Annotated in this window: 9 protein-coding genes and 1 rRNA gene; 9 read left to right on the forward strand and 1 reads right to left on the reverse strand. The window is 44.5% G+C overall.

Features of this window, described 5'->3' with window-relative positions; all coding sequences use genetic code 11:
* From dnaA to gyrB, 6 genes are all read left to right on the forward strand, one after another.
* Positions 1-1347 carry a chromosomal replication initiator protein DnaA gene (dnaA, locus tag NST40_RS00005; RefSeq protein ID WP_036677741.1) on the forward strand — a complete coding sequence of 449 codons (1347 nt, stop codon included), beginning with the start codon at positions 1-3 and terminating at the stop codon, positions 1345-1347.
* A gap of 197 nt (positions 1348-1544) precedes the next feature.
* Entirely contained in the window at positions 1545-2687 is a 1143-nt protein-coding gene (dnaN, locus tag NST40_RS00010; RefSeq protein ID WP_036677739.1) for a DNA polymerase III subunit beta, read from the forward strand.
* A gap of 48 nt (positions 2688-2735) precedes the next feature.
* Positions 2736-2963 carry a S4 domain-containing protein YaaA gene (gene yaaA / locus NST40_RS00015; RefSeq protein WP_036677736.1) on the forward strand — a complete coding sequence of 76 codons (228 nt, stop codon included), beginning with the start codon at positions 2736-2738 and terminating at the stop codon, positions 2961-2963.
* A 23-nt stretch (positions 2964-2986) separates the two neighbouring features.
* Positions 2987-4105 (forward strand): DNA replication/repair protein RecF, encoded by a 1119-nt coding sequence (recF, locus tag NST40_RS00020; RefSeq protein ID WP_036677733.1) that lies wholly within the window; start codon positions 2987-2989, stop codon positions 4103-4105.
* Positions 4106-4122: 17 nt separating this feature from the next.
* Complete coding sequence (locus NST40_RS00025) at positions 4123-4371, forward strand: extracellular matrix/biofilm biosynthesis regulator RemA family protein (RefSeq protein ID WP_036677731.1); 249 nt, start codon at positions 4123-4125, stop codon at positions 4369-4371.
* A 47-nt stretch (positions 4372-4418) separates the two neighbouring features.
* Positions 4419-6329: a DNA topoisomerase (ATP-hydrolyzing) subunit B gene (gene gyrB / locus NST40_RS00030; protein ID WP_036677726.1), complete on the forward strand. Its 1911-nt coding sequence runs from the start codon at positions 4419-4421 to the stop codon at positions 6327-6329.
* A gap of 79 nt (positions 6330-6408) precedes the next feature.
* Here the strand turns inward: gyrB and NST40_RS00035 are convergent, their stop codons facing one another.
* On the reverse strand, positions 6409-7284 hold the full coding sequence (locus NST40_RS00035) for a YheC/YheD family protein (protein WP_076276332.1): 876 nt from the start codon (positions 7282-7284) through the stop codon (positions 6409-6411).
* Positions 7285-7640: 356 nt separating this feature from the next.
* Here NST40_RS00035 and gyrA point away from each other — a divergent pair, with 356 nt between their 5' ends.
* The 3 genes from gyrA (at position 7641) to NST40_RS00050 (ending at position 13478) form a co-directional block, all read left to right on the forward strand.
* Complete coding sequence (gene gyrA / locus NST40_RS00040; protein ID WP_341000881.1) at positions 7641-10187, forward strand: DNA gyrase subunit A; 2547 nt, start codon at positions 7641-7643, stop codon at positions 10185-10187.
* Positions 10188-10443: 256 nt separating this feature from the next.
* Entirely contained in the window at positions 10444-11541 is a 1098-nt protein-coding gene (locus tag NST40_RS00045) for an HD-GYP domain-containing protein (RefSeq protein WP_076124333.1), read from the forward strand.
* Positions 11542-11920: 379 nt separating this feature from the next.
* Positions 11921-13478: ribosomal RNA gene (locus tag NST40_RS00050) — 16S ribosomal RNA — on the forward strand.
* The last annotated feature ends 34 nt before the right edge of the window (positions 13479-13512 follow it).

Raw genomic sequence — 13512 nt, forward strand, 5'->3', positions numbered from 1 at the left:
GTGGACAGCCATACTTCCGAATTATGGCAGCAAATTTTATCGATTATTCAAACCAAATTAAGCAAGCCGAGCTTTGATACCTGGTTTAAGGCTACTAAAGCGATAACCTTCAACTCCCAGGTTCTCATTATCTCGGCACCTACAACGTTTGCAGTAGAATGGCTGGAAAGTCGTTACACCAAACTGGTAGGAGCAACCGTCTACGAAGTCACAGGGAAACAAGTGGATGTAAAATTCGTGATTGAAGAAAGCAAGCCGCCTGAGCTTGTGGTTCAACAATCCGCTCCGACTCCCGTAGTATCAAGAGAAGAAGCACAAACGCATCTGCTCAATCCAAAGTACACTTTTGACACCTTTGTAATCGGCTCTGGGAACCGCTTTGCGCATGCAGCCTCACTGGCAGTAGCCGAAGCACCAGCCAAAGCATACAATCCCTTGTTTTTATACGGTGGTGTAGGTCTGGGCAAAACCCATTTGATGCACGCAATTGGGCACTATGTCCTGGAACATAACCCAAATAACAAGGTAATTTACATCTCGTCTGAGAAATTCACGAATGAATTTATCAATTCGATCCGTGATAACCGCGGTGAAAGCTTCCGTAACAAGTATCGTAATGTTGACATTTTGCTTATCGACGACATTCAATTCCTCGCTGGAAAAGAGTCTACACAGGAGGAGTTTTTCCATACTTTCAATGCGCTCCACGAAGAACGCAAGCAAATTATCATCTCCAGCGACCGACCACCAAAGGAAATTCCCACACTGGAAGAACGGCTGCGTTCCCGGTTCGAATGGGGCTTGATTACGGATATTCAACCACCAGATCTGGAGACCCGGATTGCGATTTTACGCAAAAAGGCTAAGGCAGAGAACCTTGATATCCCTAATGAGGCCATGATGTATATTGCCAACCAGATTGACACCAATATTCGTGAGCTTGAGGGTGCATTAATCCGGGTAGTTGCTTATTCTTCGCTTACCAACCAGGATGTAACCACTCATTTGGCAGCTGAAGCGCTCAAGGATATTATTCCTTCCAGTCGTCCCAAGATGATCACCATCGCTGATATTCAGCAAAAAGTCGGAGAATACTACAATTTGCGCCTTGAAGACTTCAAAGCACGCAAAAGAACCAAAGCCGTAGCGTTTCCACGTCAAATCGCAATGTATCTATCCCGTGAACTAACGGATTATTCGCTGCCTAAGATTGGTGAGGCTTTCGGAGGACGTGACCATACGACCGTAATTCATGCGCACGATAAAATTACACAGGCATTAAAGGTCGATCAGGAGTTGTACAAAGTGGTAAATAATCTTGCGGAGAAAATTAAAAATCCTTCCTAAGAGGAACAAAGAGCCTATACACAATCTATACACATGTGGGTAGGCTTAATTTTATGCTGTTTGGTGGGGTTATCCACATATTCGTCGCCCCTACTACTAATACTATTAAATAACTATAATAATTCATCATGTAAAGACGCGTAATTAACAGACTCAAATCCATCGAAATTCCCAATTTTTCAGCTAGGAGTGAAATCATGAAAATAAGCATTCTTAAAAATGAGCTCAACGAATCCATTCAACACGTATCCAAAGCTATATCCAGCAGAACAACAATCCCTATTTTGACCGGTATTAAACTGGAAGTTAGCCATCAAGGCGTCACATTAACTGCAAGTGATACCGATATTTCTATTCAATCGTTTATTCCAGCAGAGAATGACAGCCACACCATCGTGAAGATAGATCAGCCAGGAAGTGTTGTCCTTCCCGCTAAATTTTTCGTCGAGATTATTAAGAAGCTGCCCTCCAAAGAAATCCACATGGAAGTAAAAGAAGGATTCCAAACGTACATTTCTTCCGGATCCACTGAGATTCAGATGGTAGGTTTAGACCCTGAAGAATTCCCAGTGTTACCGAGCATTGAAGAGAATGACACGATCTCTCTACCAGGTGATTTGCTGAAAAATATGATTAAACAAACAGCCTTTTCTATTTCTACCCAAGAGACAACTCCGATATTAACGGGTATACTATGGAATCTGAGCGACAATGAGTTTAAGTTTACAGCGACTGACCGTCACCGCTTGGCAACAAGAGCTGCTAAACTTGAAGGCACGGAAAATGTCAATTTCGGAAATATTGTTATTGCCGGTAAAACCCTTAATGAGCTCAGCAAAATTATCCCTGACCAAAATATGCTGGTTGATATTGTCGTTGCGGATAATCAAGTTCTCTTCAAAATCGACAAAGTACTGTTTTATTCACGGATCCTAGATGGGATTTATCCTGATACTTCTAGAATTATTCCAACAACCTACAAAACAGAACTAACTTTAGATACAAAAAAATTAAGTGAATCGATTGATCGTGCTTATTTGCTGTCCCGGGAAGAAAAAACAAATATTGTTCGTATGCAGACGCTTGATCAAGGCGGTATTGAAATTTCTTCAAGCTCATCAGAGCTGGGTAAGGTTCGCGAGGAACTTGAAGTCATCGATTTCAAAGGTGAACCTCTCAAAATATCTTTCAACTCGAAATATATGCTTGATGTATTAAAGGTCATAGAGAGTGAACAGCTCGTTATTGCATTTACAGGGATGATGAGTCCGATCATTTTGAAACCACTTGACCAAACCAATAGCTTGTATATCATTTTGCCTTACCGTACAACAAATTAATGCCAACATTCATGAACATGTGGATAAGTGGCTGAAAGGATAAAAACCATGAAAAAAATACTTATCCACAGTGGATACATTAAGCTGGACCAATTTCTGAAACTCGCAGATTGTGTATCCACAGGTGGAATGGCCAAAGCTTTATTGCAGGAAGGTCACGTATTGGTCAACGGAGAGGTAGAGGAACGGCGCGGCAGAAAACTTTATCCGGGTGACAAAATCGAAGTGCAGGATAACGGTACCTTTGAGGTTGAAGGCGGAGGAGTAAAAGAGTAGTACGCTAGGGGAGGAACCATTTCGTGTTTGTTAAAAATATCGGTCTGCAGCATTATCGGAATTACGGGCTGCTGCGTCTGGAGAGCCTGGGCGATGTGAATCTGATTCTGGGTCAGAACGCCCAAGGCAAAACAAACCTCATGGAGGCATTGTTCGTCCTGGCGATGACCAAAAGCCACCGCACCTCTAAGGACCGCGAACTTATCTCCTTCGACGCCCCCGGAGATGCAGCTCAGATCGTTGCCGAGGTGGAACGCAAGTATGGCGATCTCAAGCTGGAGCTCACCCTATCTGCCAAAGGTAAAAAAGCCAAGATCAATGGTTTGGAGCAGCGGCGCCTTAGTGAGTTTGTTGGATCTCTGAATGTGGTCATGTTTGCACCGGAAGATTTAGAGATTGTAAAAGGGACCCCTGGTATCAGACGGCGTTTTCTTGATATGGAGATCGGCCAAGTCCAGCCTAGTTATCTATTTCACCTACAGCAGTATCAAAAAATTCTCTTGCAAAGAGGTAATCTCTTAAAGCAATTATGGGGAAAAGAGGCTGCAGGGAAAGAGCTTCTGGAAATCTGGGATGCTCAACTTGTAGAGCATGGTGTTAAAATCGTCAAAAAAAGGAAACAATTCATAAAGAAGCTGCAAATATGGGCTGAAAGCATTCACCGGGGGATTACGAACGGCGGAGAAGAACTGAAATTGCTCTATGTCCCCTCTTTCGGCGATCGGGATGAGGAAGATGAAGCTGTCTTATTAGACAATTTTATGTTAAAGTTATCACAAACGAGAGAACAAGAAATCAGGCGCGGCATGACGCTGACGGGTCCCCATCGGGATGACCTGTCCTTTTTTATCAACGGAAGGGAAGCTCAGGTCTACGGTTCTCAAGGACAGCAGCGTACCACGGCTTTATCGCTTAAGCTGGCGGAAATCGAGCTGATCCATGAGGAAATCGGAGAATATCCTGTGCTGCTTCTTGATGATGTTTTATCCGAGCTTGATCCTTACCGCCAGACCCAGCTTATTGAAACCTTTCAAAGCAAGGTACAGACATTCATTACCGCTACCGGAATTGAGGGTCTGAATGCCGATAAATTAAAGGGCGCCAGCCTATTTCATGTTCATGATGGAAAAGTTGAGTTATAAAAGAGCGGAGGACGATCATGTATATTCATTTGGGCGGGGAGAAGATCATTAGGTCTTCGGAGTTAATTGCTATATTTGATATTTCGATTGAGAAATCTTCCAAGGTATCTAAGCAATTCGTTATTCACTCTGAGCAGGATAAGAAGCTTGAGCGGATTGGCGAAGAGGAAGCAAAATCTATTGTCGTAACTAAAAATATCGTGTATTACTCCCCCATTTCCTCCTCCACTCTTAAAAAAAGAGCCAAAATTTTGCTCGAAATATAACTTGCATTGGGTAACAAAGAGATAATCAGAAAGAAGTAGGTGAAGGCATGTCAATGAATCAACCGACATATGATGAGAGCCAGATTCAGGTACTGGAAGGGCTGGAAGCGGTTCGGAAACGTCCGGGCATGTATATTGGTTCGACTAGTTCTAAAGGTCTCCATCACTTGGTATGGGAGGTCGTCGATAATAGTATCGATGAGGCACTCGCAGGTTATTGTGACCGGATTCAAGTGATTATACATGAGGATAACGCGATCACTGTTATCGATAATGGACGTGGCATACCTGTAGGTGAGAATGTAAAGCTTAAGAAGTCGACGCTTGAAGTCGTAATGACCGTGCTGCATGCAGGCGGTAAATTCGGCGGTGGCGGATATAAAGTTTCCGGTGGTTTGCATGGCGTGGGTATCTCTGTAGTGAATGCCTTGTCTGAAAAGGTCCTTGTTAAGGTCAAACGTGACGGTCATATCTACCAACAGGAATATAGACGTGGTGCACCGCAGTATGATATCAAAATCGTTGGCGATTCAGATGAGACAGGAACGACTACAACCTTTCATCCGGATCCTGAAATATTTACGGAAACCACAGTTTTTGAATATTCGACACTGCTTACTCGTATTCGGGAGCTGGCTTTTCTTAACAAAGGAATCGAGCTTTCACTTCATGATGAGCGGACGGATGTCACCAACGTGTTCAAATACGAGGGTGGTATCGTTGAATATGTGAAATATTTGAATGAGAAAAAAGAAGCACTACATGAGGATCCGATCTACGTGGAAGGCTCACGCGATATGATCCAAGTTGAAGTGGCTCTCCAATATAACGATTCGTATACTGAGAACATCTACTCTTTTGCGAATAATATTAATACGCATGAGGGTGGAACGCATGAATCCGGCTTTAAAAGTGCGCTGACCCGTATCATCAACGATTATGCTCGTAAAGCGGGAGTACTGAAGGATAGCAATTCGAATCTGACTGGTGATGACGTGCGTGAAGGATTGACAGCCATTATTTCTGTCAAAATTCCAGATCCACAATTTGAAGGTCAAACGAAAACTAAGCTCGGAAATAGTGAAGTGCGGGGTATCGTAGAATCACTGTTCGGAGAGAAATTACAAGAGTTCCTGGAAGAAAACCCAGCAGTATCACGTCGCGTTCTTGAAAAGTCACTTTCCGCTTCACGCGCGCGAGAAGCTGCTCGTAAGGCACGTGAGTTAACCCGTCGGAAGAGTGCGCTTGAAGTCAGTGCTCTGCCTGGTAAACTCGCCGACTGTTCATCCAAGGATGCCTCGATCAGCGAACTATACATCGTCGAAGGTGACTCAGCGGGTGGATCGGCTAAGCAAGGACGGGATCGCCATTTCCAAGCGATTCTACCGTTGCGTGGTAAGATCCTAAACGTTGAAAAAGCTCGCCTTGACCGTATTTTATCTAACGCGGAGATCCGCGCCATCATTACGGCTTTGGGCACAGGGATCAGCGATGACTTTGACTTATCGAAGGCTCGCTACCATAAAGTCGTTATTATGACCGATGCCGACGTCGATGGAGCCCATATTAGAACGCTATTATTAACGTTCTTCTATCGTTACATGCGGAAGCTAGTAGACGCGGGTTATATCTATATTGCACAGCCTCCTCTCTTTAAGATTGAGCGCAATAAGGTTATCCGCTACGCAGGCAGCGAGAAGGAACGCGATGATATTATCGCTTCTTTTGGAGAAAATGCTAAGGTTAACGTCCAACGTTACAAAGGTTTGGGAGAGATGAATGCAACCCAACTTTGGGACACAACGATGGACCCTGAGACCCGTATGATGCTCCAGGTTACGATTGAAGATGCGATGCTGGCAGATAGTATTTTTGATACACTTATGGGTGACAATGTTGAACCAAGACGTGACTTTATCCATGAGCATGCCAAGAACGTTAGATACCTTGATGTGTAAGAACAATATTTAATACAACCTCCGGCTTCTATTCCTAACGGAATGAGAACGCTGGAGGTTCTTTGATTTCAAGCTTTTTTTAGGCTCTTGTGGATTGTTTATTGCGGGTCGAATAAGGGGATTTTCTTGCTTTTACACGTCCATAGGCTACGGCATAGCGATGTATTTTACGATAGATTGATTTATCAGGAAATAATTTGAATACAGCAATGGACGGAAGAGTGTTGACTTCCAGCAGCCACATATCCAGATGTTGATCCATGGCAATATCCAGACCAATCTCTTTGATTCCCGGATAGGCAGATTGAAGCTGTGCCGCGATTTGTATACCCAATGCTTTTAAGTGATTGATCGTAACTAGGACTTCAGAGGGCGGCATATAATTTTTTAGTAGAGTACTTACGGAAAGGATACTGCCTCCACTGTGATAATTGGTGACGATTTTTTGAGGGGCAGCTACTCTTCCAAGCATTCCTGTTGTTTCCCATACTCCTGATGGTGTCTTTTGGGTAAGAACCCGAAGATCAAAAGGGCGGTCTTGATGACGCAGAAGGTCAATCCCTTTTTGAATCAAATAGGTTCGATTCTGAATTCGTTTCTGTAAGTTCTCATACAGCTCTTCTGGTGAGAAAAACACTTCTGCAGTCTTCCCATATCTTAAAATATACAAGATCTGTTCTTCGGGCTCTTCTTTATTAACGTTATCGAGGTCGGTACCGTGTTCAGCTTTCTGTTTGCTAGTGCTAAGAGTTACAGTACGCTGCTCAGCTCTCATTACACCGATACCATAACTTCCTCGATCTGGCTTAATATAGACCATTGTATATAACGCAAGCATCTCCTTAAGAGCATTGACATCGAATTTACGGGTATCAGGCACATATTGCAATAGAGAGTGATTTTGAAGGATGACTTTCGTTTTAGCCCATTTGCTTGGGACGCGTTGAATCTTCATTATCTTCCTCCTTATGAGTTTTGTGCAGGAATAGGTCCTTTGGGTTCCTTGTTGTAAAAAATGCAGTGGCAGCATAATCTTTGACAGCTGAAAATCAGGACAAGCTACCTAAACAATGGTATAATATAAGGATATGGGGTTATGCCTTATCGAACGATATTAGGATAATAAAACCGTGTTTCTTGTCTTTACAGTCTATGTAGTAAAGATATTTGCGGAAAGGGCAAATACCCTGATAAGCGCAAAAAGAAATCAATATTAGAAGATAAAAGGCTATCATGTTTAATTGTGCTACTTTTGTGAAAGTAATATAATTAAGGGTAGCGGTTTTTTAACTGAAGGAGGTCCAGCAACTCATGGCTGAACAAAATAACCCACAAGTCAAAGATCGGGACATTGGCGTGGAAATGCGTGAATCCTTTATGGATTACGCAATGAGCATCATTGTTAGCCGGGCTTTGCCAGATGTGCGGGACGGACTCAAGCCGGTTCACCGACGCATTTTGTTTGCGATGTCGGAGCTTGGAATGTCTGCGGATAAGCCTCATAAGAAATCTGCAAGAATCGTCGGTGAGGTTATCGGTAAGTACCACCCTCACGGTGACTCAGCTGTCTATGAAACAATGGTACGGATGGCTCAGGATTTCTCGATGCGCTATATGCTTGTAGACGGTCACGGGAACTTTGGTTCGATCGATGGTGATATGGCCGCGGCGATGCGGTACACAGAAGCCCGTCTCTCCAAGATTGCAGGCGAAATGCTTCGTGATTTGAACAAAGAGACAGTTGACTTCGCACCCAACTATGATGGTGAAGAGAATGAGCCGGTTGTATTGCCAGCCCGTTATCCGAATCTGCTCGTAAATGGGGTATCTGGTATTGCTGTAGGTATGGCTACTAATATTCCACCGCATAACCTTGGTGAAGTTATCGATGGTGTGCAGGCGATGATTAAGAATCCTGATATCACGCCAATGGAATTGATGGAGTTTATCCAAGGTCCGGATTTCCCTACGGCTGGATATATTTTGGGTCGTGAGGGCATTCGTCAGGCTTATCGTACGGGGCGTGGTTCAGTAACCATGCGTGCGAAGGCAACGATCGAAGAGAACAACGGCAAGGCTCGCATCATTGTGCATGAGCTTCCATACCAGGTTAACAAAGCAAGATTGGTTGAAAAAATCGCAGAATTAGTACGTGAGAAACGGATCGAAGGTATAACGGATCTTCGAGATGAGTCTGACCGTAACGGTATGCGTGTAGTTGTTGAGATGAGACGCGATGTTAATCCAAATGTAGTATTAAACAATCTATATAAACATACTTCTATGCAATCCACATTTGGGATCAACATGCTTGCCATCGTAAATAACGAGCCGAAAATTCTTAATCTGCGTGATGTACTTTATCATTATTTGCAGCACCAGATTGAAGTTATTCGTCGTCGTACTATATTTGATCTTAAAAAAGCTGAAGCACGCGCTCATATCTTAGAAGGTCTGCGCATTGCGCTTGATCATCTGGATGAAGTGATTGCGTTAATCCGTGCTTCACGGACAACTGATATAGCCCGCGAAGGATTAATGAGCACCTTTAGCCTCAGTTTAGAGCAGGCTCAGGCTATCCTCGATATGCGGATGCAACGTCTGACCGGTCTGGAACGGGAAAAGATCGAGAATGAATATAACGAATTGATCGTTAAAATTGCAGAGTACCGTGAAATTCTGGCTAACGAGCATCTTGTACTGGAAATCATCAGCAACGAGCTGCAGGATATCCGCGATAGATATTCTGATGAACGCCGGACAGAGATTACGGTTGGTGAAGAAAGTATCCTGGATGAAGACCTTATTCCACGTGAAGAGGTTGTTATCACTATTACACATACAGGATATATCAAACGTCTACCTGTCAGCACCTACCGCAGTCAGAAGCGCGGAGGTCGCGGAGTCATGGGGATGGACACCAAGGACCAGGATTTCGTGGAGCATCTCTTCGTGAGTAACTCTCATAACTATCTGATGTTCTTTACCGATAAGGGTAAAGTTTACCGGATTAAAGCTTATGAGATCCCAGAATTGGGCCGTACAGCCCGGGGGACGCCAATCATCAACCTGATTCAAATCGAACAAGGTGAGAAGATTAGTGCGGTAATCCAAGTGGAAGATGGCGATAGCGACAAATATTTATTCTTTGCTACCCGCGAGGGTATCGTGAAGAAGACGCCTCTTGGGGATTATAACAACATCCGTAAAGGCGGTCTTATTGCTATTAATCTTCGTGAAGAAGATTCCCTAATCGAGGTTAAGCTGACTGATGGACAGCAAAATCTCATTATCGGTACAGCTCGCGGAATGTCGATTACGTTCTCAGAGAATGATGTGCGTTCTATGGGACGTAGCGCGACTGGCGTTAAGGGCATTACGCTTGACGGTAATGACCATGTCATTGGTATGGACTGTGTCGATAAGGAGCTTGAGGTTCTGATTGTTACTACCAAGGGCTATGGTAAACGGACACCAGCCGGTGATTATCGTTCCCAGACTCGTGGCGGTAAAGGGATCAAGACCATTAATCTCACCGATAAGAATGGTCCTGTAGTGGGTCTTAAGGTCGTTAAGAAGGATGAAGACTTAATGATCATTACGACTAGCGGTACCCTGATTCGTACCAGCATGGATGGAATTTCTACTATGGGCCGTTATGCTCAAGGGGTTAAGCTGATTAACATCCGTGAGGATGACGCAGTAGCTACTCTATGTAGAGCTGACAAGAACGAAGAGGATGAATCTGAGGAAGTGGAAGGTCTGGAAGGCTTGGAAGGGCAAGATACAGTCGAGGAATCTGGCGATATTGATCAGCCTGAGATCCTGACTGAGGACGAAGACACTGACTTAGAATAGGTTGATTTTAAAAAAGAGCAAGGGCTTCTATTACAGAAGTTCTTGCTCTTTTTGTTGCTTTTTGAATGACCGATGCTTCAAAAAATAAAATAAATATTTTGAAAGAATAGTTTTCACTGCACTAGTGTCTTCCATTTATCCGTACTATAATTAGCCAATAGAATCCTATAAAGTACTAATTTCTCAGAAATTATCTGTCTTATCAATGTGAGGTAATGCTGGGTGTACGGCTTATAGAAATTAAGGGGCTGAGTATATGCCAAATATATTGGTTGGAGAAGTTAAAGCAGGCTCAAAGATAATAAAGGATGTAATTACACCTTTAGGGGGGACTTTATTCACTAAGGGAAAAATATTGCTCCCTCGTGATCTAGATATTTTACAGGCTTTTTTGATTGGGCAAGTGGAAATCGAAGGTGACCAAGGTGAGGCGAGTTCGGATGGAGCCAAAACAACAGCTAAGCAAGCTTCCCCTAAAGCTGGAGCCATTATCAACGAATCGATGTTGGCCAAGACTAATTCTCCTCTACATGATGAATACGATAAAATGCTCACTCTTATTAAGAACAGCTATCGATCGGTAACGGCAGCTTCACTTCCTATTTTTGAGCTTCGCAGTCAGTTAGAGACATTAATAGGTTATTTGAAGGATTATCATGTCTTGAAGTTTACACCGCGCACTTTAAAATATGAGGATTACAACTATCACAATGCTGTGTTGTCCGCGTTGACCTCCTATAAAATCGCTCAGTGGTGTGGGTACCCACAAAAGGATTGGATGCAGATTGCTTTTGCAGGATTATTACATGATATCGGTAATGCTAAAGTAGACAGCTCACTTTTACAGAAACCGGAGTCACTTAACAATAGTGAAATAGAAGAGGTTCGCCGACACACTACATATGGTTATCAATTATTACGCAATGTTACAGCGATTAATGAAGGGGTAAGACTTGCCGCCTTGCAGCATCATGAGAAGATTGATGGCTCTGGTTATCCATTGAAGCTGGACGGCAGTCAGATTCATTTCTACGCTAAAGTAGTCGCAGTAGCAGATATATTCCATGCTATGACCTTAGAAAGAGCCTACAGAAGAGCACAGTCTCCTTATTTGGTACTAGAGCAGATTCTGACAGAAAGCTTCGGTAAGCTTGATCCAGTGATTGTGCAGACGTTTATACAGAAGAGTACTGATCTCTTTAATGGCACTAGAATCAAATTAAGTGATGGCCGTCATGGGGAGATTATCTTCACTGATCGCGCAAACCCTACACGTCCGATGGTTAAGATAGAGGAAACAATAGTTAACTTGATGTTGGAACGTGAATTGTATATTCAAGAAATCATTGCTTAGGGCGTAGGTACAAAGGAATAAGGCTGTGCTAGCCATTATATATTGCAGTATTGAGGCTTTTGGCAGCACAGTCTCTCATTTATCTATTATATTTCAAAAAAACTCTTGCAATGCATCTCCATACATGATATATTCTAAGTCCGGCCAAGAAGTACACATGCCGAGCTCGAAAAAGAAGTTAAAAAAGAGCTTGACATTAAATAGCCGAACATGATATAGTATAAGAGTTGCTGCTGAGACATTAAACGGCGCCAACGAGAACTTGATCTTTGAAAACTGAACAACGAGTGAGTAGGAAATCACGTAAGTGAAATCCAAAATTAGAGAATTAATTTTCTCGTCAGATGTTTCAAAATGAGCATATCGCTCTTTTCAATACTAATTGGAGAGTTTGATCCTGGCTCAGGACGAACGCTGGCGGCGTGCCTAATACATGCAAGTCGAGCGGAGTCATTTTGAAAGCTTGCTTTCAAAATGACTTAGCGGCGGACGGGTGAGTAACACGTAGGCAACCTGCCCTTCAGACTGGGATAACTACCGGAAACGGTAGCTAATACCGGATAATTTCTTTTTTCTCCTGAGAGAAGAATGAAAGACGGAGCAATCTGTCACTGAGGGATGGGCCTGCGGCGCATTAGCTAGTTGGTGGGGTAACGGCCCACCAAGGCGACGATGCGTAGCCGACCTGAGAGGGTGAACGGCCACACTGGGACTGAGACACGGCCCAGACTCCTACGGGAGGCAGCAGTAGGGAATCTTCCGCAATGGGCGAAAGCCTGACGGAGCAACGCCGCGTGAGTGATGAAGGTTTTCGGATCGTAAAGCTCTGTTGCCAGGGAAGAACGTCCGGTAGAGTAACTGCTACCGGAGTGACGGTACCTGAGAAGAAAGCCCCGGCTAACTACGTGCCAGCAGCCGCGGTAATACGTAGGGGGCAAGCGTTGTCCGGAATTATTGGGCGTAAAGCGCGCGCAGGCGGCTATTTAAGTCTGGTGTTTAAACCTTGGGCTCAACCTGAGGTCGCACTGGAAACTGGGTGGCTTGAGTACAGAAGAGGAAAGTGGAATTCCACGTGTAGCGGTGAAATGCGTAGATATGTGGAGGAACACCAGTGGCGAAGGCGACTTTCTGGGCTGTAACTGACGCTGAGGCGCGAAAGCGTGGGGAGCAAACAGGATTAGATACCCTGGTAGTCCACGCCGTAAACGATGAGTGCTAGGTGTTAGGGGTTTCGATACCCTTGGTGCCGAAGTTAACACAGTAAGCACTCCGCCTGGGGAGTACGGTCGCAAGACTGAAACTCAAAGGAATTGACGGGGACCCGCACAAGCAGTGGAGTATGTGGTTTAATTCGAAGCAACGCGAAGAACCTTACCAGGTCTTGACATCCCTCTGAATCTGCTAGAGATAGCAGCGGCCTTCGGGACAGAGGAGACAGGTGGTGCATGGTTGTCGTCAGCTCGTGTCGTGAGATGTTGGGTTAAGTCCCGCAACGAGCGCAACCCTTAACTTTAGTTGCCAGCAGGTAATGCTGGGCACTCTAGAGTGACTGCCGGTGACAAACCGGAGGAAGGTGGGGATGACGTCAAATCATCATGCCCCTTATGACCTGGGCTACACACGTACTACAATGGCCGGTACAACGGGAAGCGAAGCCGCGAGGTGGAGCCAATCCCATCAAAGCCGGTCTCAGTTCGGATTGCAGGCTGCAACTCGCCTGCATGAAGTCGGAATTGCTAGTAATCGCGGATCAGCATGCCGCGGTGAATACGTTCCCGGGTCTTGTACACACCGCCCGTCACACCACGAGAGTTTACAACACCCGAAGTCGGTGGGGTAACCCGCAAGGGAGCCAGCCGCCGAAGGTGGGGTAGATGATTGGGGTGAAGTCGTAACAAGGTAGCCGTATCGGAAGGTGCGGCTGGATCACCTCCTTTCTATGGAGAATCGTTCTCTGCAATGAGGACATTC

It is taken from the genome of Paenibacillus sp. FSL R10-2778 (assembly GCF_038593035.1).
Lineage (GTDB): Bacteria > Bacillota > Bacilli > Paenibacillales > Paenibacillaceae > Paenibacillus_AQ > Paenibacillus_AQ odorifer.

What these genes read in the sequence shown, in the direction of transcription:
- dnaN (WP_036677739.1), top strand. Translation starts at nt 1,545, where the DNA reads ATGAAAATAAGCATTCTTAAAAATGAGCTCAACGAATCCATTCAACAC.
- yaaA (WP_036677736.1), top strand. Translation starts at nt 2,736, where the DNA reads ATGAAAAAAATACTTATCCACAGTGGATACATTAAGCTGGACCAATTT.
- NST40_RS00025 (WP_036677731.1), top strand. Translation starts at nt 4,123, where the DNA reads ATGTATATTCATTTGGGCGGGGAGAAGATCATTAGGTCTTCGGAGTTA.
- gyrB (WP_036677726.1), top strand. Translation starts at nt 4,419, where the DNA reads ATGTCAATGAATCAACCGACATATGATGAGAGCCAGATTCAGGTACTG.
- NST40_RS00035 (WP_076276332.1), bottom strand. Translation starts at nt 7,284, where the DNA reads ATGAAGATTCAACGCGTCCCAAGCAAATGGGCTAAAACGAAAGTCATC.
- gyrA (WP_341000881.1), top strand. Translation starts at nt 7,641, where the DNA reads ATGGCTGAACAAAATAACCCACAAGTCAAAGATCGGGACATTGGCGTG.
- NST40_RS00045 (WP_076124333.1), top strand. Translation starts at nt 10,444, where the DNA reads ATGCCAAATATATTGGTTGGAGAAGTTAAAGCAGGCTCAAAGATAATA.